We start from the raw sequence: 17,967 nt of genomic DNA, 5'->3' as shown, positions 1-17,967 counted from the left end.
GGCGCGGACGTTTCGCGCGGGAGTCCGTTAGGACGACCGTTTGCCGAGGTCAAGACTTTAGGGGAACCGGCTGTCAGGCGAAAGCCATGCGCCGCCGGCGTGCGCGCATCAGCAGCGCCACGACGATGGCGATATTCAAGGCATTCCAGCCGGCACCGTTCAGGAAGGCTGCCGCATAGGAGCCAGTCGCATCGAAGATGACGCCGGAAATCCACCCACCGAACGACATGCCGAGCACGGATGCGAAGATCACGATGCCAACACGGGTCCCGGCTACATTTGAGGGCATCGATTCCCGCACGATGATGGCGTAGCTCGGCACAATGCCGCCCTGAAACAGGCCGAACATCGCGGAGATGATATACAGCGAGGTCAGCCCGTCGAAGAACAGATAGAACATCAACGCAACGCCCTGCGCGATCGAGCCGACCAGCAGCGTACGCAATCCGCCGATGCGATCGGCGAGAAATCCGGAACCGATCCGGCTGACGATTCCGAAGGCCAGCATCAAGGACAGCATTTCAGCGCCTCGCGCCACGCCGTAACCAAGATCGCCGCAGTAGGCGACGATATGAACCTGCGGCATCGACATCGCCACGCAACAGGCAATTGCCGCAATGCCAAGCACCGTGGTCAGCGCATTCGTGCTGATCTGCAGGTCGACGCGCGGTGGCGGTGCATCTTCGTGCGAACGCGCCGATTCACTGCCGATCTGCCAGCGCAGAACCGCAACGACGACCGCCATGACAATGGTGCAGCCGATTCCGATCGCGATATGGGTGGCGCGCCATCCGGCATAGGCGGTACCGCGCTCGACGATTGTGGGCCAGAACGTGCCCGCGATGTAGTTTCCGCTGGCGGCAATGGTGACGGCAAGTCCGCGGTGGCGATCGAACCAGTGCGATGCCTCGGTCATCAGCGGCCCGAAGGTTGCGGCAGCACCGAGACCGATCAAAAAGTGCATGAGATTGAATTGCCAGAGCGCAGCGGCATAGCCTGCGCCGAGGTAGCCGAACAGCATGGCACCCATGCCGATCGCAATCGCCAGCACGATGCCAAAGCGGTCCGACAGTTTGCCCATGACCACCCCGCCGAATCCAAAGCCGAGCATGGTGCAGGTGAATGCCAGGGATGCCGCGCCGCGCGTGGCGCCAAAGTCGGCCTGGACCACCGGCATGACCACCACCACCGACCACATCCCGACGCTGCCGATTGATCCAACAATCAGAGCAATACCCAGCCGCACCCACGCCGCGCGTGAGTCGGGGGTAAAAGTCGTGGAATGAGAGTGTGAATCAGTGGAGCCCGGCACGGAGGCAACTTCGTCGGCCTTGCTCCGCCGGTCAAGTCATTCTCCGAATGGCGGTTATGCGAGAATATCATCCTCCGGGAGGCCGGCATTTCGGGCGCCAGATTTCCCGTTAACTCTTTCCTAACCATAAACTGGGCAAATTTTGCCGGGTGAAGTCGAGTGTCGTCGGTCGCTGAACGGGGGAATGCCCGTGGATGCCAGTGCGGTGCCTCACTTTAGGAACGGTGGCCCTTCGGCCGCCGCCCAAACCTTTGGGGCTCGCGAGCGACATTCGCGGGGGGAAGCGGCGACGATGGTTGATGTGACGGCGGGTCAGGGTAGCGCGGCGGCCAGTTCCGGATTTCCCAGCTTCAGCGACATCGGCACCATGCTCAAGCGAGGCGACCTCGCGCTAGCCTTCGGTGTTCTCACCATTCTTGTGGTGCTGATCCTGCCATTGCCGGCAGTGGTGCTCGATCTGTTTCTGGCCATCTCGATCACGCTGTCGATCCTGATCCTGATGACCGCGCTGTTCATTCAGACACCGCTGGAATTCTCGGCGTTCCCGACGGTCCTGTTGATCTCGACCATGCTGCGGCTGTCGCTCAACCTCGCCTCGACCCGCCTGATCCTGTCGCATGGCCATGAAGGCACCGCCGCCGCCGGTCACGTCATCGAGGCGTTCGGCAACTTCGTGATGGGCGGCAATTTCGTCATCGGCATCATCGTCTTCACGATTCTCGTGATCGTGAACTTTGTCGTCATCACCAAAGGTTCGGGCCGCATCGCCGAAGTCGCAGCGCGCTTCCACCTCGACTCGATGCCGGGCAAGCAGATGGCGATCGACGCCGACCTGTCCGCCGGTCTGATCGACGAGAAAGTCGCCAAGCAGCGCCGCAAGGAGATCGAAGACGAAAGCGGCTTCTTCGGGGCCATGGACGGTGCGTCCAAGTTCGTGCGCGGTGACGCCATCGCCGGATTGCTGGTCGTGTTCATCAACGTGATCGGCGGCATCATCATCGGCGTTGCCCAGCAGGGAATGAGTTTTGGTGACGCCGCCAAGGTTTATACGCTGCTGACGGTCGGCGACGGTCTCGTGACACAGGTGCCGGCGCTGATCGTCTCGACCGCAGCGGGCCTCCTGGTGTCGAAGGCTGGCGTCACCGGCGCCGCCGACAAGGCCATGATGAAGCAGTTGTCCGGCTATCCGCAGGCGCTCGGCATGTCGTCCGGCGTGATGCTGGTGCTGGGGCTATTGCCGGGCATTCCAATGCTGCCTTTCCTGTTGCTGGGCGGCGGTGCCGGCTGGCTGGCCTGGAATGCGCGCACCCGCAATCATACCGTCAAGGCCGAGGAAGCGCGTGAGGCGGCAGCTCCAGCCGCAGCCGCAGCGGCCGCTGCGGCGGCCGAAGAGCCTATTTCAAGCGCGCTCAAGATCGATGATCTCAAGATCGAGCTGGGTTACGCGCTGCTGCCGCTCGTCAATGGACCGGACGGTACTGATCGCCTGACTGATCAGATCAAGGCCCTTCGCCGCTCGCTCGCCACCGAGATGGGCTTCGTGATGCCCGCCGTGCGCATTCTCGACAATGTGCAGCTCGAAGCGAACACCTACGTCATCAAGATCAAGGAAGTCGATGCCGGGACCGGGCGCATCTGGGCGAACCAGTTCATGGTCATGGACCCGGCCGGCAACCAGGTCACCATTCCGGGCACCCATACCACCGAGCCGACATTCGGATTGCCGGCAACCTGGGTCGACGCGTCGCTCAAGGAAGAAGCCTCGCTCAAGGGCTACACGGTGGTGGATTCCGCGACCGTCCTTTCCACGCATCTCACCGAACTGCTCAAAGGCAACATGTCGGATCTGCTGTCCTACGGCGAGGTCCAGAAATTGCTCAAGGACCTGCCAAAGGAACAGGGCGAACTGGTCAAGGACATCGTGCCCAACCAGATCACGGTGTCCGGTATCCAGCGCGTCCTGCAACTGCTCCTGGCCGAACGCATTTCGATCCGCGATCTCTCCACGATCCTTGAAGGTATCGCCGACGGGCTCGCATTCTCACGCAATCCATCGACGCTGTCGGAACACGTACGTGCCCGACTGGCGCGGCAGATTTGCGCGCAGAACACATCGATGAACGGTTACCTCCCGCTGATCGCGCTCAGTGCGAAATGGGAGCAGGCTTTCGCGGAGTCGCTGATCGGCACCGGTGAGGAACGCAGCCTGGCGATGCAGCCATCCAAACTGTCCGAGTTCATGACCATCGTGCGCGACCGTTTCGAGCAGGCCGCACGCGAAGGCGAAGCACCGGTGCTGGTGACGTCGGCCGCTATCCGGCCGTTCGTACGCTCGCTGGTGGAGCGTTTCCGCGCGCAAACCACGGTTCTGTCGCAGGCTGAAATTCATCCTCGCGCCCGCCTGAAAACGGTCGGAAGCATCTAATCCAATGGCCCGCTGGAGGCGAAATGCCTGCGGCATTCTGGTCACAGACAAGCTTTTCGTGGCAAATCAGAATTTAGCATACTGCGTCGCAGCAAAAGAACGCTACCTAAGCTATTGATTTAACTAAGAAATATAAGAGTGGTTTATCGACCTCTCGGAAGTTCAAGACATTTCACTCGTTTGTGAAGGGTGCTTGGAAACAAATCCCTGCCAATTACGTTCTTAACACGTGGGACTTTGAACCCACGGGCATGCGGACGAGACAAACGTTCGGATGCATCAAAAAGGCGGCGGGAGGTTTGTATGAACCATTCGTTTTACAGTGCGGACCGCATGACACATTTGAAGATCGTCATCGTGGCGCTTGTCGCTGCAATCGGCGTCGCCGGTTTCAGCATCTCCGCGCGCCTTTCCGACAACGGCCTCACCCAGACCGCTCGCGCCACCGGTCCGGCGATCAAGGCGAATAAAGCCGTCGTGTTGACCAGCTCGGATCAATCAGCGATCCGCTAAAAAGGATTTACGAATTCACAAGGCTCTCTTCCCCGCCCCCCGAAGTCGCCTTGTGATTGCTCAGAAGACCCCAAGTCTGAGACCAGAAAACGCCCGCTCCCCACGGGCGTTTTTTGTTGTGCGCATTTCGGAACATCATCGCGGCAACGCGGAGGCCGGAAGCGCGGGCACGCTCTCAACCAGTTTGCCGGTGTAGACGATCGACCCTGTGGGAACGCCAGTCGGCGATCCGCCTTCGGGTTCAATGGTCACGGCATAGGTGGCTTTGTTGATCGTATCGGCATCGTACGCCGCCAGTGCAGGACGGATCGTGAAATCGGCACCGCCGATGACGCCGAGCGAGCGCGGACGCGGCAACTTGTCGGACACCAGCCAAAGTTCAAAGCTCTTGCCTGGCTCAGGTGTCGCACCAACCTTGCGGACGGTGAAATTCTTCGTCGCGGTATCAACAGTGAGGATGAAGGCTGGCGCCGTGGCACTCTGCTGGAGCACCGCGACGAACTGCGCAGCCGGCGCAGGCGCAGGTGCTGCCGGCGCGGTGACTTCAACGACCTGAATCTGAGGCTTGACCCGTAATCTCTCCGGCAGCAATTCAGGCCGGTACGCTTGAAGCGCAATCACACCGGCAAGCGATGCGGCGACCGCCGTCATCACCCACCCGAATGTCTGTCCACCGCTTTTGCGGCTGGCCAATGGAACGACGTTGGACGGCTGTGTCGCGACCGGCTCGGGCACGGTCTCGGGCGTCTCTGCCGCGACGGGCGTTGCCGTCGGCGCATCGGCCGCAACAGCAGTCACGGCAGGTTGCTCCGGACCAATGGCCTGCTCCGCTTGCTCGGCAACCTGTACAGGCTCTGTGACCGGTTCTTCCGGCTTCGGCTCTTCCTTGGGCTCTTCAACGACGACCGGCTGAGGTCCCACCAGACCGAGGGCTGCGCTGATGTTGTCCCACAGATGCGGCGGCGGCTCCACTGGAGCGACCATCTGGTGCAATGGGCTCAGCTTGCGATCCCACGCATCGACCACTTCCATGAAGCCGTGATCAACGATCATCATGGTTTCGACGAGCGCGCGCTCGTCGGCACTGAGAGTACCGAGCGCGTATTCCGCGGCAAGCGCGATATGGTCTTCGCTGTAGTTCATCTCATACCAATCGCAATCATTCCAAACCAAGACATCCGCGAATTTCGATCATACTGCGCCGCAGCCACGTCTTCACCGTGTTCAACGGCGTATTGAATTTCTCCGAGAGCTGTTCGCGGCTCCATCCATTGTAGTAGGCCAGCAGCACCAGCTTTTGCCTCTCGGGGTCGAGCAACCCGACGCACTCCAGAATTCGCTTCAACTCTTCGGTCATTTCCTTCCGCGCCAGCGGATCAGGCGTATCGGATGCCACTTCCATGGCGGCTGGCTCGTCTTCAAGGGACGCTTCGCTGCGTTTACGCACAACATCGATGGCCCGGTTGCGGGCAATGGAAACCATCCAGGTGATCGGGGACGCGAGCGACGGATTGAACTGTCCAGCGCTGTGCCAGATCTTGACGTAGGCCTCCTGGACAACTTCCTCCGCAAGATCCTGACGCCTCAAGATACGGAGGGCCACGCCGAAGAGTTTCGCCCGGGTAGCGGCGTAGAGGCGCTCAAATGCCGCCTCGTCCCCTTTCGCAACCGATGCGAGCAGCCAGATCAACTCAGCCGGCGTCAGCATTAAATTCCCTCAAAAATACGTCGCTCGATCGTACCCGGCAGGCTCGAAAATCGAAGCCGCGATTTTGCCATTTCGTATCACATCTTGCCCGTATCCGGTCCATCTCAGAACCGCAGCAACCATCAGAGGCACGAAAAAGCAAAACCCGGGCATTGCGGCCCGGGCTTCATATCACCGAAACATATTGCGAAAACCAGTGCCTTTGATGTCAAACAGGCGACCTGCGGCAATGACGTACCAACGAGTTCATTGGGCGGCGCACGGTTCCGGCGCTGCAACTGCCGGATACGACAGCCCTCAGGCCATCGCTCCGATCCGCGAACGCATCAAACCGATGCTGTCGAGATCGGCCTGTTCGCGGGCGCTTTCCTCGGCGCGCTCACGCGCCTGATCGCGCTCATCGAGAAGCTCGACCTTCTTGAGTTCCTCGAACGCCTCGCCGAGTACCGCCTTGGCGTCCTCAAGCTGAACGCGCAATTCGTCCGCCGAGCGCGTCAGGTTTTCACGGCGCTGAATGGCAGCCTTGGCATAGGTGGGATAGGCAAAGTGCGTGGGATCGTTGATGCCAGCGCGCTCCTGCTCATGCTGGATCTCGCGCTCCAGGTCGACCGACATACGCTGGAAGTCAGCGATCATGCCTTCGATCTGCGCAACCCTTCGGCGCTTCTCGTCGACCTGAAATTTTTTCAGGCGGATCAGCGTTTCACGTGACTTCATCGACTCGTACTCCCCAGAAGTCCCAATCAGAAACCGGGACGGAACCGGCACCCCCCCAAGGGCCCCTCCGGTCAAACACAGATGGCGGGATCATGGCGCGACAAAGTTAGCGTTCCGTTTCCAAGGTTTGCAGGATTTGCTCCAATTGCTGGTATCCCTCCCCGATCCCGGTGGCCTCATCCTTGGCCTGGCGCAGGAAGGCCTCCAGCGGCTCGTGCAGCCGGATGGCCTCATCGACTTCGGGGCTCGACCCGGCCCGGTACGCCCCGAGCCGGATCAACTCCTCCATGTCGGCATAGGTCGCCATGACCTGCCGGGCCCGGGTCACACTCGGAAGAAAGGCCGGATCAGCGGACCGCGGCATGGTTCGGGACACTGACTTCAGGATGTTGATCGCCGGATAGCGTCCCCGCTCGGCAATCGAGCGCTGCATGACGATATGGCCATCGAGGATACCGCGCACTGCGTCGGCCACGGGCTCGTTGTGGTCGTCGCCATCCACCAGCACCGTAAAGATGCCGGTGATGGTGCCCTCGCCCAGTCCGGGTCCCGCCCGCTCCAGCAGCTTCGGCAGTTCGGTGAACACCGTTGGCGTATATCCCTTGGCCGTCGGCGGCTCGCCTGCAGAGAGACCGATTTCACGCTGCGCCATAGCGAAGCGTGTCACCGAATCCATCATGCACATGACGTCCTTGTCTTCGTCGCGGAAATACTCCGCGATCGCCAAGGTCAAATAAGCCGCCTGCCGCCGCATCAATGCAGGCTCATCCGAGGTCGCCACCACCACCACCGAACGAGCCAGTCCCTCCTCGCCGAGATCGTCCTGCAGGAACTCCTGCACCTCGCGGCCGCGCTCGCCGATCAGGCCGATCACCGAGACATCCGCATCCACGTTGCGCGCCAGCATCGACAGCAGCACGGATTTGCCGACGCCGGAGCCGGCGAAGATGCCCATGCGCTGGCCGCGACAGCAGGTCAGGAAGGTGTTGAGTGACCGCACGCCCAGATCAAGCGGCGCCCCGACGCGCTTGCGGGAATGCGCCGGCGGCGGCGCGTTGCGATAGGACATCGGCGATGGACCTTGAACCAAAGGCCCCTTACCGTCGATCGGCTCGCCCATCGCGTTGATGACCCGCCCGAGCCACGAGGCCGACGGACGCACCTGGCTGGCGGCATTGGCGATCACCGCACGGCAGCCGCGCCTGACTCCCTCGAGGCCGGCGAACGGCATCACCACCGCGTTGTTGCCGGTGAAGCCGATCACTTCGCACGGGATGAAACGGTTGGTGCCGGTCTCCACCACGATACGCGCGCCGACCGACATCGCATGGATCGGTCCAGCGATCTCGACCATGAGACCGCGCACGCCGACGACTCGGCCATAAATATTGACGCCGTCGATGTCGGAGATCTGTTCGGCGAGGGCCTTCATTGCGAAAACCTTAAGTTTCCGCGATTTCGCGGCGTCCCCTTAACCCTGTGTTTACCCGCATCGTTAATCATTGCGTCACTGTCTTTGATGACTGAGAGCGCTTGACCTTCAGAACGAAGGTGCGAGTCGCAGGAGTCGGTTAGGCCCGGCTCTTAATGTGGAACTTGAACGACTAGGCTACGAAAAGCTGCTTACCGGCAATATCTTAGTGCGATTCGACAAAAATTGCACGATAGAGCTTGCAGACACGAATCAGCATTTGTTAACCATATGTCGTCAGGATCCGAATCAGTTGTTCAAAGGCGTTTTTCCAGTGCCGCGAGTTGCGGCCGGCCTGACGCCCGGAGCGGCGACTATAGGGGACTGGCATGCGCGTATTGCTGATAGAAGATGACAGTGCAACAGCGCAGTCGATCGAGCTGATGCTCAAATCCGAGAGCTTCAACGTCTACACGACGGATCTCGGAGAAGAGGGCATCGATCTCGGAAAGCTTTATGATTACGACATCATTCTGCTCGACCTGAACCTCCCGGACATGTCCGGTTATGATGTTCTCAAGCAGTTGCGTGTCTCGAAGATCAAGACACCGATTCTGATCCTCTCCGGCCTCGCCGGCATCGAGGACAAGGTCAAGGGTCTCGGCGTCGGCGCCGACGACTACATGACCAAGCCATTCCACAAGGACGAACTGGTCGCTCGCATCCACGCGATCGTCCGCCGTTCCAAGGGTCACGCCCAGTCGGTCATCCAGACCGGCGATCTGGTGGTCAATCTCGACACCAAGACCGTCGAAGTCGGCGGCCAGCGCGTCCACCTGACAGGCAAGGAATACCAGATGCTGGAGCTGCTCTCGCTCCGCAAGGGCACCACCCTCACCAAGGAGATGTTCCTCAACCATCTCTACGGCGGCATGGACGAGCCCGAACTCAAGATCATCGACGTGTTCATCTGCAAGCTGCGCAAGAAGCTTGCGAATGCTTCGGAAGGCCGCAACTTCATCGAGACCGTCTGGGGCCGCGGCTACGTGCTGCGCGAACCGCACGAAGAGGAAGTTCGCATTCCTGCTTGATACGGGTTGTACCGGGGGCCTGTATGGCCCCACCTCCCAGACTGAACCCCCGCCGCAAATGGCGGGGTTTTTGTTTGGGAAAAGGCGCAGTCCCGACAAGTTGCAGCCGGCTTTCGGCCATTTGCACGATAAGGCAAACCTGTGGCGAACCCGGGCCGATAAGGCAAAGCCGAGGCGGATAAGGCAAACCTCAAACCGCAAGTTTCAGCATCAGCCCGGCGATCCCGCATATCGCAAGCATCGGCAATTCCGAAATGCCCGCGGAACATCGCCAGCATGGCGAACGCGGAGAGCAGCGCGGCCATCCAATCGAGCGATGAAGAGGTCCGGCTATGCCGGACGCAACCATCCAGGTTTCAATTCGCTCACGGTACAGGTCGCGCAGCCTTCAGCTGCTCATCCCCCACACCGTTACGCAGGATCGTCGCCGAGAAGCGAGCGCGGTCAGCTTGCGGCAAACGCCTTCTGGCCGCGCAATCCCATCCCCGGCACCAGAGACGGCGATGACGTTCGCGAAGGATTCGGGGCATACACACCACGAAGATCGGGACACGCCCGATACGCATCGGTCAATCCGATCACGGTCTCCGCCGCGCCCAGGAACAAGAAGCCATCCGGCTCGTTCATTTTCTGCATGCGGCCGAACACATCGATCTTGGTCGGCTGATCGAAATAGATCAGCACGTTGCGGCAGAAGATGATGTCGAAAACCCCGAGATAGGAGAAATCCTGCAGCAGATTGGCTTGCTGATAGCGGACCATGGCGCGGATGTCAGGGTTAAGCTGCCAGACGTCGCCAACTTGCTTGAAGTGCTTCACCAGCAATTGAATCGGGAGCCCGCGCTGGACCTCGAACTGACTGTAAATTCCCGCTTTCGCCTTCTCGAGAACTTCCAGAGACAGATCGGTAGCTACGATTTCCGCGCGCCAGCCGACAGGCAGCGCATCTTTCAAAAGCATCGCGAGCGAGTAAGGCTCCTGGCCCGTGGACGACGCTGCGCACCAGATCCGAAGACTGCGCCGGTTGGCACGCACCTTCAGCAGTTGGGGAAGAACCGTATCCCGAACGTGGTCGAACGGCACCTTGTCGCGGAAGAAAAACGTCTCGTTGGTGGTCATCGCCTCGACCACATCGACGATCAACGGCTCCGCGCCGGTTTTGATTTTCTGAACCAGCTCGCCGATGCCGGAAAGACCGGCCTTGCGCGCAAGCGGAAGCAATCGGCTCTCAATCAGATACTGCTTGTCGGACGACAGCAACAATCCTGATCGATCCTTCAGAAGTTTGCGCAGAAACTCGTAATCCAGTGGGGTCACCCGCGAACTCCTGAAAACACTCGAACAACCTTGGGAGCGATCTGATCAAGCGGCAGAACCGCTGCACAGACCCCGGCATTGGCGACGGCACCCGGCATGCCCCACACGACACTTGTCGCTTCGTCCTGCGCGATGATATTGCCGCCAGCGGCTACGATGGCCTTGCCGCCCTGCGCGCCGTCCGAGCCCATGCCGGTCAGCACCACGGCAAGGATCCCGGCCTGCCAGACCTCGGTGGCCGACGAGAACAGCGGATCGACCGCCGGCCTGCAGAAATTGATCTGCGGTCCATCGTCGAGCGCGATGACGGGACCAGCAGCGGAGCGCGCAACCCGCATATGACGGCCGCCCGGGGCGAGATAGATTTTCCCGGCCTTGACCGGCTCGCCGTCAATCGCTTCGTGCGCAGGACGTCCGCTCGCGCGCGTTAGATGCTCCGCGAGAATGGTCGTGAAAGTCGGCGGCATATGTTGCGTGATCAGGACAGGATACTGGTCGATCACGGGGCCGATGCCGGCCACCAGGTTCATCAGCGCCTGCGGGCCGCCAGTGGATGATCCGATCAGGAGTACGCGCGGAGCGCTCGCGCTGAACGGCCGCAGCATCAGCTTGGGTTGGGCAACCACCGGCATTGTGCCGGATGATGTCTTTGGCAGCCGTGCAAGCGCAGGCTGCGCAACCGGAGACAATGACGGACTGGCAACCACAGCTGGGCGGCGCAGCCGCGCGCCGAGATGGCGGATCTTTTCGATCAAGTCCCGCTTGAAGATATCCGCGGCGGACATCTCGCGCGTACTCTCGGGCTTTGGAATGTAGTCGGAGGCGCCCAGCGACAGCGCCTTGAAGCTGATCTCCGCGTTCCTGCGGGTCAGGGTCGAGGCCATGATGATGATGAGATTCCGCTTCTTCTCGAGCAGCAGCGGCAGCGCTGAAATGCCATCCATGTCCGGCATTTCGATATCCAGCACGACAACATCGGGATCGACACGCACGAGCTGGTTGACCGCATCCAGCCCGGTCCGGATCGACGCTGCGACCGTCAGATCGGGCTCAGCCTCGATCCAGCGGGAAATCAGCCCGCGGATAACGGCGGAATCATCTACCACCATGACGCGCAGCGGCTCGTGCCGCTGTGCGGACGAGCCGGGAGGAGTCAAGACTGCAACGCTCATGAGATAACCAACTCTACGCAACCGAACGGCAACAAACTTACGCAACTCAATCCGGATGCAGCGCCCGCAGAACCGAACTTCGGATTCAAGACACTAGATCAGACCGACCTCATGAAACTTCGCCGTCACGATTTCCTTGTCGAACGGCTTCATGATGTACTCGTTGGCACCGGCATGGAGCGCGCGGGCAATGTGAGCGACATCGTTCTCGGTGGTGCAGAACACCACCTTCGGCTTGTCGCCACCCGGCGTCATGCGCAGGTTGCGGAGGAACTCGTAGCCATCCATGACCGGCATGTTCCAGTCGAGCAGGACAGCATCCGGCATTCCGCGCTTGCAGACTTCCATGGCTTTCTCGCCATCCTCTGCTTCGACGATCTGGAAATCCAACCCCTCCAGAATACGCCGTGCGACCTTCCGGATGACGCTCGAATCGTCAACGATCAGACATGTTTTCATCTTAGCCTCTTTTCCTCGGTACCCGTGCGGGCTGGCGATCACGGAACCTTATGCGTTACTTCCCGAATTATTTTCAGGCCGCCATCATATCCGGATTGATTTCCAGAACGCGGTCGACGTCGAGAACCACCATCAATTGTCCGTCGAGCCGATGGACGCCGCCCGCCATTTTCGCCATGCGCGGATCGAGATTGACCGGATTCACCTCGCGGCTGTCGTCCGCGAGCTTGAGAACCTCGCCGATGCTGTCGATCAGCAAGCCGTAGGATTCGCCGCGCAGATCGACGCCTACCGCCATCGGCGGCCGGCCATCCTCGATCTTCGCCAGACCGAGACGCGCGCGCATGTCGATCGCCGTGACGATCCTGCCGCGAAGATTAAGAACACCGGCGACATCTGCCGACGCCAGCGGCACCCGCGTCAGCCGCTCAGGCATAAAGACGTCCTGAACGCGCGAAATCGGCAGTCCGAACAATTGTCCGCCGATCATCGCAGTGACGTATTCCGTGATCCCGCGATCAGCGCCTTCAACATTTGCATCCATTGTCATGTTCCTTACGCCGCCTGCTTGACGTCAGCGGTCTGTTCTTTCAGAGCGGCGATCAATCCCGGCCGATCGAATTTGGCGACGTAATCGTGGAAACCTGCCTGGCGGCCGCGTTCGATGGCCGCCGGAGAGACGACCGACGACAACGCGATGATCGGCATTGCTTCCATTCGCCGATCCGCACGGATCGCTTCGGCGAACTCGAAACCGTTCATCTCGGGCATCTCGATGTCCGTCAGCACGACGTCGAACGAATTGCCCGAACGCAGGGCTGCGAGCCCTTCCTGTCCGTTTTGCGCCACGGTCACGCGATAACCGGCGGCCTTCAGAACAGGGGCAAGCATGTTGCGGAAGAAGGCGGAGTCGTCGACCAGCAGAACTGTCTGAGCGGTTGCGGACAGACGCATTTCCTTGCGGCTGAACCAGTCGGCGAACGCCATCGGCAGGAAGTGTCCGACGTCGATCACCTCGGTCGCCTGCCCCTTCACCACGGCAGAGCCGAGCACGCCTTCCCGCGTACTGGCCACTTCGATGCTCAACTGTTCCTCGACGATATCGATGATCTCGTCGACCACGAGGCCCATCGAACGGCCGTCGTCGGCGAACACTAGAATCGGCTGAACGCCGCTTTCGCGAATCGTGACACCTTCCATCTCGACCAGCGGCATCAGTTGCTCGCGGTACTGAACCATATGGCGACCGTTCGAGAGCTCGATCTTGTCGACGGCGATCTCTTCCAGTCGTGTGACCAGCGCCAGCGGCACCGCCTTCGGCTGAGACGAGCCGGACCGGAACACCAGAAGCGATGTGAGCTGAACATCGGAATTCGCGCGTGCGGCGGCATTCTCGTCTGCGATCTCGCTGTGCGACGCCGCCGCTGTACCCAGCGACTGGGCAATGCCGTTCGGATCAATGATCATGATGACGGCGCCGTCACCAAGAATCGTGTTGCCCGAGAACATCCCGATATGACGGAGCTTGGTGGACATCGGCTTGACGACGATTTCCTCGGTATGGAAAACGCCATCGACCACGATGCCGAACGTCTGGCTGCCGACCTGCGTGACCACGATGAAGCCGTTCTCCGGATCGATCGACGCACCGTCGTCGATCTTGAGCAGCTTCTTCAGATGCATCAGCGGCAACAGCTTGTTGCGCAGCCGCAGCACCGGCGTGTCCTTGATCCGCTCGATGCGATGATCGGAATTGGAGCGCGCGCGAACCAGTTCGACCACCGACAATTGCGGAATCGCGAAGCGATCGCCGGCGGCTTCCACGATCAGCGCGGAAACGATCGCCAGTGTCAGCGGAATCTTGATGGTGAAGCTTGAGCCCTCGCCCGGCACCGACTTCACGTCGATGGTGCCGCCGATCTGATCGATGTTGGTGCGCACCACGTCCATGCCGACGCCGCGGCCCGACACGCTCGTCACCGCCGCTGCCGTGGAGAAGCCCGGCGCGAAAATGAACTTGTGGATCTGCGCCTCGGTCATCTTCTCGACGTCGGCTTCGGTCACGAGACCGTTCTGAACGGCCTTCTGCTTGATACGCTCGGTGTTCAGGCCGCGCCCGTTGTCGGCGATGCAGATGATGATGTGACCGCCTTCATGATAGGCGGAAACGCGGATCGTGCCCTGCTCCGGCTTGCCGGCGGCGACGCGATCGGCCGTCGGCTCAAGGCCGTGATCGGCCGAGTTGCGGACCATATGGGTCAGCGGGTCCTTGATCAGATCGAGCACCTGGCGGTCAAGCTCGGTATCGGCGCCGTGCATCTCCAATTCAATTTGCTTGCCGAGTTCACTCGACAGGTCGCGCACGATGCGCGGCAGCTTTTGCCACGCATTGCCGATCGGTTGCATCCGCGTCTTCATGACGCCTTCCTGCAACTCGGCGGTGACGTTGGAGAGCCGCTGCAGCGGCACCTTGAATTCGGAATCCTCGTTGCGCCGGCTGATCTCGAGCAACTGGTTGCGGGTCAGCACCAGCTCGGACACCATCGTCATCAGGTGCTCGAGCGTGTCGACGTTGACGCGAATGGACTGGTTGGCGATCTTGTCGCCCTCCGCCGTCTCGTTCTCGATGACGGGCTTCTTCGGCTTCGCCGCGGCTGGCTTGGCTGCGACAGGCTTGGGAGCTTCAGCTATCGGAGCCGGCTGCTCGACTGGAGCAAGCGGCGGCGCGGAAATTTCCGTCTCCGTCTCGCGGAATGCGCGCTCGAGCTCGTCCAGCGAAACCTCGCCAGGCCGCAATTCGCGCTCAAGTGTCTGCGGGACCGCGGCGCCCACCGTCACGGCGGGTTTGGCAGCGGCGGCTTCAGGTGCAGGCGCTGCCATAGCGGCCATGCCCTGCTCGACCATGTGGTGAAGCGCGTCGATCAAGTCGACGTCGGCGCCTTCGGGCTCAGCTTCGGTGGCCTCGAGTTGTCCAAGAATTTCCTTGATGCGGTCGATCGTGCTCAGGATCAACGTGACGGCCTCGCCGGTCACCGGCATTCCGTCACGGAATTTGCCCATCAGCGTCTCGGCAGCGTGAGCGAGCGCTTCCAGACGCGGCAATCCGAGAAAGCCGCAGGTCCCTTTGATGGTATGAACTAGCCGGAAGATATTATCGAGAATCTTCGCGTTGTTCGGATCCTGTTCGAAGCGAACCAACTGATTGTCGACCGTATCGAGACTCTCATTGGTCTCGGTCAGAAACTCACGCAGCAGATCGTCCATAAAATCAAGCCTTCGCGCAAACGGGCACGCAACACACGCCTCCCGGAATGCACACAGTCTCGACGCAAAGCGTTTAATATTGGTTGAGCGTTTGGAAAAGAACGCGCTGAATAAGACGCTAAGGCGTTCCCCCGGAGGATGGCACCGCCGGGGATCAGTTCATTAAGAGTTTATGAAGATACAACTAGGACGCGGTGAGGACGACAGCGTCCGTTTCAGCAACAAGCGACACCTTTAGCCCGCATGCCTGCGCCAGCAGCGCCGTGTAATAGGGCTGCACCGCATGCGCGGACACCGACCCGGCATTGTCGAGATTCAATTGCGCCGCGACGTTCTGCGGCTCCCGCGCGTTGGTGCCTGCGGCACGAACGCGAAACCCCATCGTATCCCCTTCGCCGATTGGATCGACGGTGAGTTCACCGCCACGGGGAATGGCCTGCTGCGCGATCACGAACATGTTCAGCAGCAGCTTGACGCGGTTCTTCGCCATCAGCACATGCGGCAAATTCCAGGTGATCTTGGTCTTTGCGTCCTCAAGATGATTGCGCGTCATCTTCTGGGCCTCGCCGAGATCGATCTGCGACCCTGCCGATCCCGCGGCTCCATAAGCAATGCGGCAGAACTGCAGGCGCGCGGAGGTCGATTTCGCGCTTTTGCGGATCAGGTCGAGCGCGAACTCCTTGTCGTCCTCCTTGTTGCTGCTGTCGAACACCTCAAGCCCGTTGACGATCGCGCCCACCGGGTTGATGAGATCGTGGCAGACGCGCGAGCACATCAACGCGGCGAGTTCGAGAGCATCAGGTGTAAGACCGGGAGTTGACGTGCCAGACATGGACTTCCTCGGATTTTCCAGGGATTTTTCGGCGATTTCCTGTGATCACGCGCTGACGATCAGCCGCAGCGTGCTGACGCGGCGAATCACACATGCTTTATGGTTTGATACACTGCGGTTGGGCTCGCTGCCACCGACCTAATGTCTTGAATCCGAAGTTCGCCTCATTCTACAGCGCTTTCCGTAGCGAACTTCGGATTCAAAGGACACTAGAAGATTATGATTCTAGTGTGGTTTTGGTTCGCAAGTCCGCAAATGAACGCGCTGTAGAAATGCTGCGGACTTGCGAACCACTACACTCGACACCAACCACAGCGGATTGAAGCCGATATGTACGCAATTGAGACCCACCGATGACCACCCCCGCAATCGACCGTGACGCCGCTGCCCGCTTGATGGAGCCGCTGACGGACATCGTCGTCCAGGCGGGAGCCGCGATCCTCGCGGTCAGCCGTTCCACGATGCAGGTCACGGGCAAATCCGACGGATCTCCCGTCACGGAAGCAGACATGGCGGCCCACCACATCATCGCCGAAGGCTTGAACAAACTCTTGCCGAGTGTTCCGGCGCTGTCGGAGGAACGCACCGACCTGGCGGCACGCCCTTACAAGAACAGCTTTTTTCTGGTCGATCCGCTGGACGGCACCAAGGAGTTCGTCGCCGGTCGCGACGAATACACCGTCAATGTCGCGCTTATCACCCACGGCAAGCCACTGCTCGGAATTATTGCAGCCCCCGCCCTGGGGCTGGTCTGGCGCGGACTTGTGGGCCAGGGAGCGGAACGGCTGCTCGTGACCAAGGATGGCAAGGCTCGTGCTGGCCAGCCGATCCATACCCGTCGTCATCCCGGTCCCGGCGGCGCCTGGATCGTGGCTGTCAGCCGGTCCCACGGAGACAAGCGGACCGAAGCCTTTATCTCGGCTCGTCCGGGAGCGATCCGACAAGCCTTGGGTTCGGCGGTCAAATTTGGCCGTGTTGCCGAGGGGGGCGCCGACATCTATCCCCGGCTGTCCCCGACGTCGGAATGGGACGTCGCCGCCGGCCATGCGGTTGTAACAGCCGCAGGGGGGAAAATAACCGACAGCAAGGGCGCCGACCTCTGCTTCGGGGAAGCCCGCGAGGACTTTCTGGTTCCTGAGTTCATCGCCTGGGGCGATCCGGCGGTGGCGGGTCAATAATTTGAAAGGCTCTCGACCAGAGCCGGCCATTTAGCGCTGGCGCGTTTGAGGACCTCTTCCGGATCGGCTGCAAAGGCATTGCGGTTGTCTTCACGGCTGAAGAGGTACAACCGCTCGCCTGAAATCAGCCACAACTGCGCCCGCCCTGCGACGGCCTTGCCCTGCGCCACATCGACGGGGTCATACCCTCCGAAGCGGGGCCCGTAGATATCCGGATGGGCCAGGAAAACGGCACGATTGGCAGCGTTCCGAAAACGCCAGACGGCCCCGGCCCTGGATGCTTCGATGTCCGGCTCTCCCCTCATAGCCTCAGCATCGGTGAAATAGGCCACAGGATCGAAACCATCGATGGCAAGGCCACTGTGGCGGTTCACAACCACCCGTTCGGTGACCGCCGCCCATGCGCCCGCATACGGTCCAGCGGGGCTCACAGCCCCGGCCAATACCGCAACACAGGCGATTCTAAGGTGCCGCCCTTTATTTTCCTGCCGCCGTGCCGTCATAGTTGATGCTGATAACAATCGAGTCGGGGACGTGGGACCGGAGCTTAAGCCATTGCTTCTCAGCA

General features: G+C 60.7%; 16 protein-coding genes. 4 read left to right on the top strand and 12 right to left on the bottom strand.

Going from position 1 to position 17,967, the window contains the following annotated elements; translation table 11 throughout:
- Window positions 1–73: 73 nt before the first annotated feature.
- Window positions 74–1,312: an MFS transporter gene (locus YH63_RS11850; RefSeq protein WP_046827431.1), complete on the bottom strand. Its 1,239-nt coding sequence runs from the start codon at window positions 1,310–1,312 to the stop codon at window positions 74–76.
- A gap of 292 nt (window positions 1,313–1,604) precedes the next feature.
- On the opposite strand from YH63_RS11850, the gene flhA reads away from it, so the two are divergent.
- Window positions 1,605–3,737, top strand: coding sequence for a flagellar biosynthesis protein FlhA (flhA, locus tag YH63_RS11845; RefSeq protein WP_046827432.1), 2,133 nt, complete (start codon window positions 1,605–1,607; stop codon window positions 3,735–3,737).
- Between the two features lie 303 nt (window positions 3,738–4,040).
- A complete protein-coding gene (locus YH63_RS11840; RefSeq protein WP_046827433.1) occupies window positions 4,041–4,250 on the top strand; it encodes a hypothetical protein in 210 nt (69 codons plus the stop codon).
- A 135-nt stretch (window positions 4,251–4,385) separates the two neighbouring features.
- Here the strand turns inward: YH63_RS11840 and YH63_RS11835 are convergent, their stop codons facing one another.
- The 4 genes from YH63_RS11835 to fliI all read right to left on the bottom strand — a co-directional run bounded on the left by YH63_RS11835 (window position 4,386) and on the right by fliI (window position 8,107).
- Window positions 4,386–5,393, bottom strand: a complete 1,008-nt coding sequence (locus YH63_RS11835) for an anti-sigma factor (RefSeq protein WP_046827434.1) — start codon at window positions 5,391–5,393, stop codon at window positions 4,386–4,388.
- Between the two features lie 16 nt (window positions 5,394–5,409).
- A complete protein-coding gene (locus tag YH63_RS11830; protein ID WP_046827435.1) occupies window positions 5,410–5,958 on the bottom strand; it encodes a sigma-70 family RNA polymerase sigma factor in 549 nt (182 codons plus the stop codon).
- Between the two features lie 297 nt (window positions 5,959–6,255).
- Window positions 6,256–6,675 (bottom strand): flagellar export protein FliJ, encoded by a 420-nt coding sequence (gene fliJ, locus YH63_RS11825; protein WP_002713080.1) that lies wholly within the window; start codon window positions 6,673–6,675, stop codon window positions 6,256–6,258.
- A gap of 106 nt (window positions 6,676–6,781) precedes the next feature.
- A complete protein-coding gene (fliI, locus tag YH63_RS11820; protein WP_046827436.1) occupies window positions 6,782–8,107 on the bottom strand; it encodes a flagellar protein export ATPase FliI in 1,326 nt (441 codons plus the stop codon).
- 368 nt (window positions 8,108–8,475) lie between these two features.
- Between fliI and ctrA the strand changes: the two genes are divergently transcribed.
- Window positions 8,476–9,177, top strand: a complete 702-nt coding sequence (ctrA, locus tag YH63_RS11815) for a response regulator transcription factor CtrA (RefSeq protein ID WP_046827437.1) — start codon at window positions 8,476–8,478, stop codon at window positions 9,175–9,177.
- Window positions 9,178–9,621: 444 nt separating this feature from the next.
- Here ctrA and YH63_RS11810 read toward each other — a convergent pair whose 3' ends face one another.
- From YH63_RS11810 to chpT, 6 genes are all read right to left on the bottom strand, one after another.
- Window positions 9,622–10,494, bottom strand: a complete 873-nt coding sequence (locus YH63_RS11810; protein WP_046827438.1) for a CheR family methyltransferase — start codon at window positions 10,492–10,494, stop codon at window positions 9,622–9,624.
- A complete protein-coding gene (locus tag YH63_RS11805; protein ID WP_046827439.1) occupies window positions 10,491–11,666 on the bottom strand; it encodes a protein-glutamate methylesterase/protein-glutamine glutaminase in 1,176 nt (391 codons plus the stop codon). Before YH63_RS11805 ends, YH63_RS11810 begins: the two co-directional genes overlap by 4 nt.
- Before the next feature lie 93 nt (window positions 11,667–11,759).
- Window positions 11,760–12,125 (bottom strand): response regulator, encoded by a 366-nt coding sequence (locus tag YH63_RS11800; protein WP_046827440.1) that lies wholly within the window; start codon window positions 12,123–12,125, stop codon window positions 11,760–11,762.
- Window positions 12,126–12,198: 73 nt separating this feature from the next.
- A complete protein-coding gene (locus tag YH63_RS11795) occupies window positions 12,199–12,669 on the bottom strand; it encodes a chemotaxis protein CheW (RefSeq protein ID WP_019195899.1) in 471 nt (156 codons plus the stop codon).
- A gap of 11 nt (window positions 12,670–12,680) precedes the next feature.
- On the bottom strand, window positions 12,681–15,389 hold the full coding sequence (locus YH63_RS11790; protein WP_046827441.1) for a hybrid sensor histidine kinase/response regulator: 2,709 nt from the start codon (window positions 15,387–15,389) through the stop codon (window positions 12,681–12,683).
- A 184-nt stretch (window positions 15,390–15,573) separates the two neighbouring features.
- Window positions 15,574–16,221: a histidine phosphotransferase ChpT gene (gene chpT / locus YH63_RS11785; protein ID WP_046827442.1), complete on the bottom strand. Its 648-nt coding sequence runs from the start codon at window positions 16,219–16,221 to the stop codon at window positions 15,574–15,576.
- A gap of 353 nt (window positions 16,222–16,574) precedes the next feature.
- On the opposite strand from chpT, the gene cysQ reads away from it, so the two are divergent.
- A complete protein-coding gene (gene cysQ / locus YH63_RS11780) occupies window positions 16,575–17,399 on the top strand; it encodes a 3'(2'),5'-bisphosphate nucleotidase CysQ (protein ID WP_046827443.1) in 825 nt (274 codons plus the stop codon).
- Here cysQ and YH63_RS11775 read toward each other — a convergent pair.
- Window positions 17,393–17,902 (bottom strand): YHS domain-containing (seleno)protein, encoded by a 510-nt coding sequence (locus YH63_RS11775; RefSeq protein WP_046827444.1) that lies wholly within the window; start codon window positions 17,900–17,902, stop codon window positions 17,393–17,395. The two genes, cysQ and YH63_RS11775, sit on opposite strands and share 7 nt — an antisense overlap.
- Window positions 17,903–17,967 lie beyond the last annotated feature (65 nt).

The organism is Afipia massiliensis, assembly GCF_001006325.2.
Taxonomy (GTDB): Bacteria; Pseudomonadota; Alphaproteobacteria; order Rhizobiales; family Xanthobacteraceae; genus Afipia; species Afipia massiliensis_A.
The sequence above is the reverse complement of the archived record's forward strand: the minus strand, read 5'-3'. Positions and strand labels throughout refer to the sequence as shown.

Coding starts and splice junctions, on each gene's coding strand:
- YH63_RS11790 (WP_046827441.1), bottom strand. CDS start 15,389: ATGGACGATCTGCTGCGTGAGTTTCTGACCGAGACCAATGAGAGTCTC.
- YH63_RS11840 (WP_046827433.1), top strand. CDS start 4,041: ATGAACCATTCGTTTTACAGTGCGGACCGCATGACACATTTGAAGATC.
- YH63_RS11800 (WP_046827440.1), bottom strand. CDS start 12,125: ATGAAAACATGTCTGATCGTTGACGATTCGAGCGTCATCCGGAAGGTC.
- YH63_RS11775 (WP_046827444.1), bottom strand. CDS start 17,902: ATGACGGCACGGCGGCAGGAAAATAAAGGGCGGCACCTTAGAATCGCC.
- YH63_RS11830 (WP_046827435.1), bottom strand. CDS start 5,958: ATGCTGACGCCGGCTGAGTTGATCTGGCTGCTCGCATCGGTTGCGAAA.
- fliJ (WP_002713080.1), bottom strand. CDS start 6,675: ATGAAGTCACGTGAAACGCTGATCCGCCTGAAAAAATTTCAGGTCGAC.
- fliI (WP_046827436.1), bottom strand. CDS start 8,107: ATGAAGGCCCTCGCCGAACAGATCTCCGACATCGACGGCGTCAATATT.
- YH63_RS11805 (WP_046827439.1), bottom strand. CDS start 11,666: ATGAGCGTTGCAGTCTTGACTCCTCCCGGCTCGTCCGCACAGCGGCAC.
- YH63_RS11795 (WP_019195899.1), bottom strand. CDS start 12,669: ATGGATGCAAATGTTGAAGGCGCTGATCGCGGGATCACGGAATACGTC.
- cysQ (WP_046827443.1), top strand. CDS start 16,575: ATGACCACCCCCGCAATCGACCGTGACGCCGCTGCCCGCTTGATGGAG.
- ctrA (WP_046827437.1), top strand. CDS start 8,476: ATGCGCGTATTGCTGATAGAAGATGACAGTGCAACAGCGCAGTCGATC.
- YH63_RS11835 (WP_046827434.1), bottom strand. CDS start 5,393: ATGAACTACAGCGAAGACCATATCGCGCTTGCCGCGGAATACGCGCTC.
- chpT (WP_046827442.1), bottom strand. CDS start 16,221: ATGTCTGGCACGTCAACTCCCGGTCTTACACCTGATGCTCTCGAACTC.
- flhA (WP_046827432.1), top strand. CDS start 1,605: ATGGTTGATGTGACGGCGGGTCAGGGTAGCGCGGCGGCCAGTTCCGGA.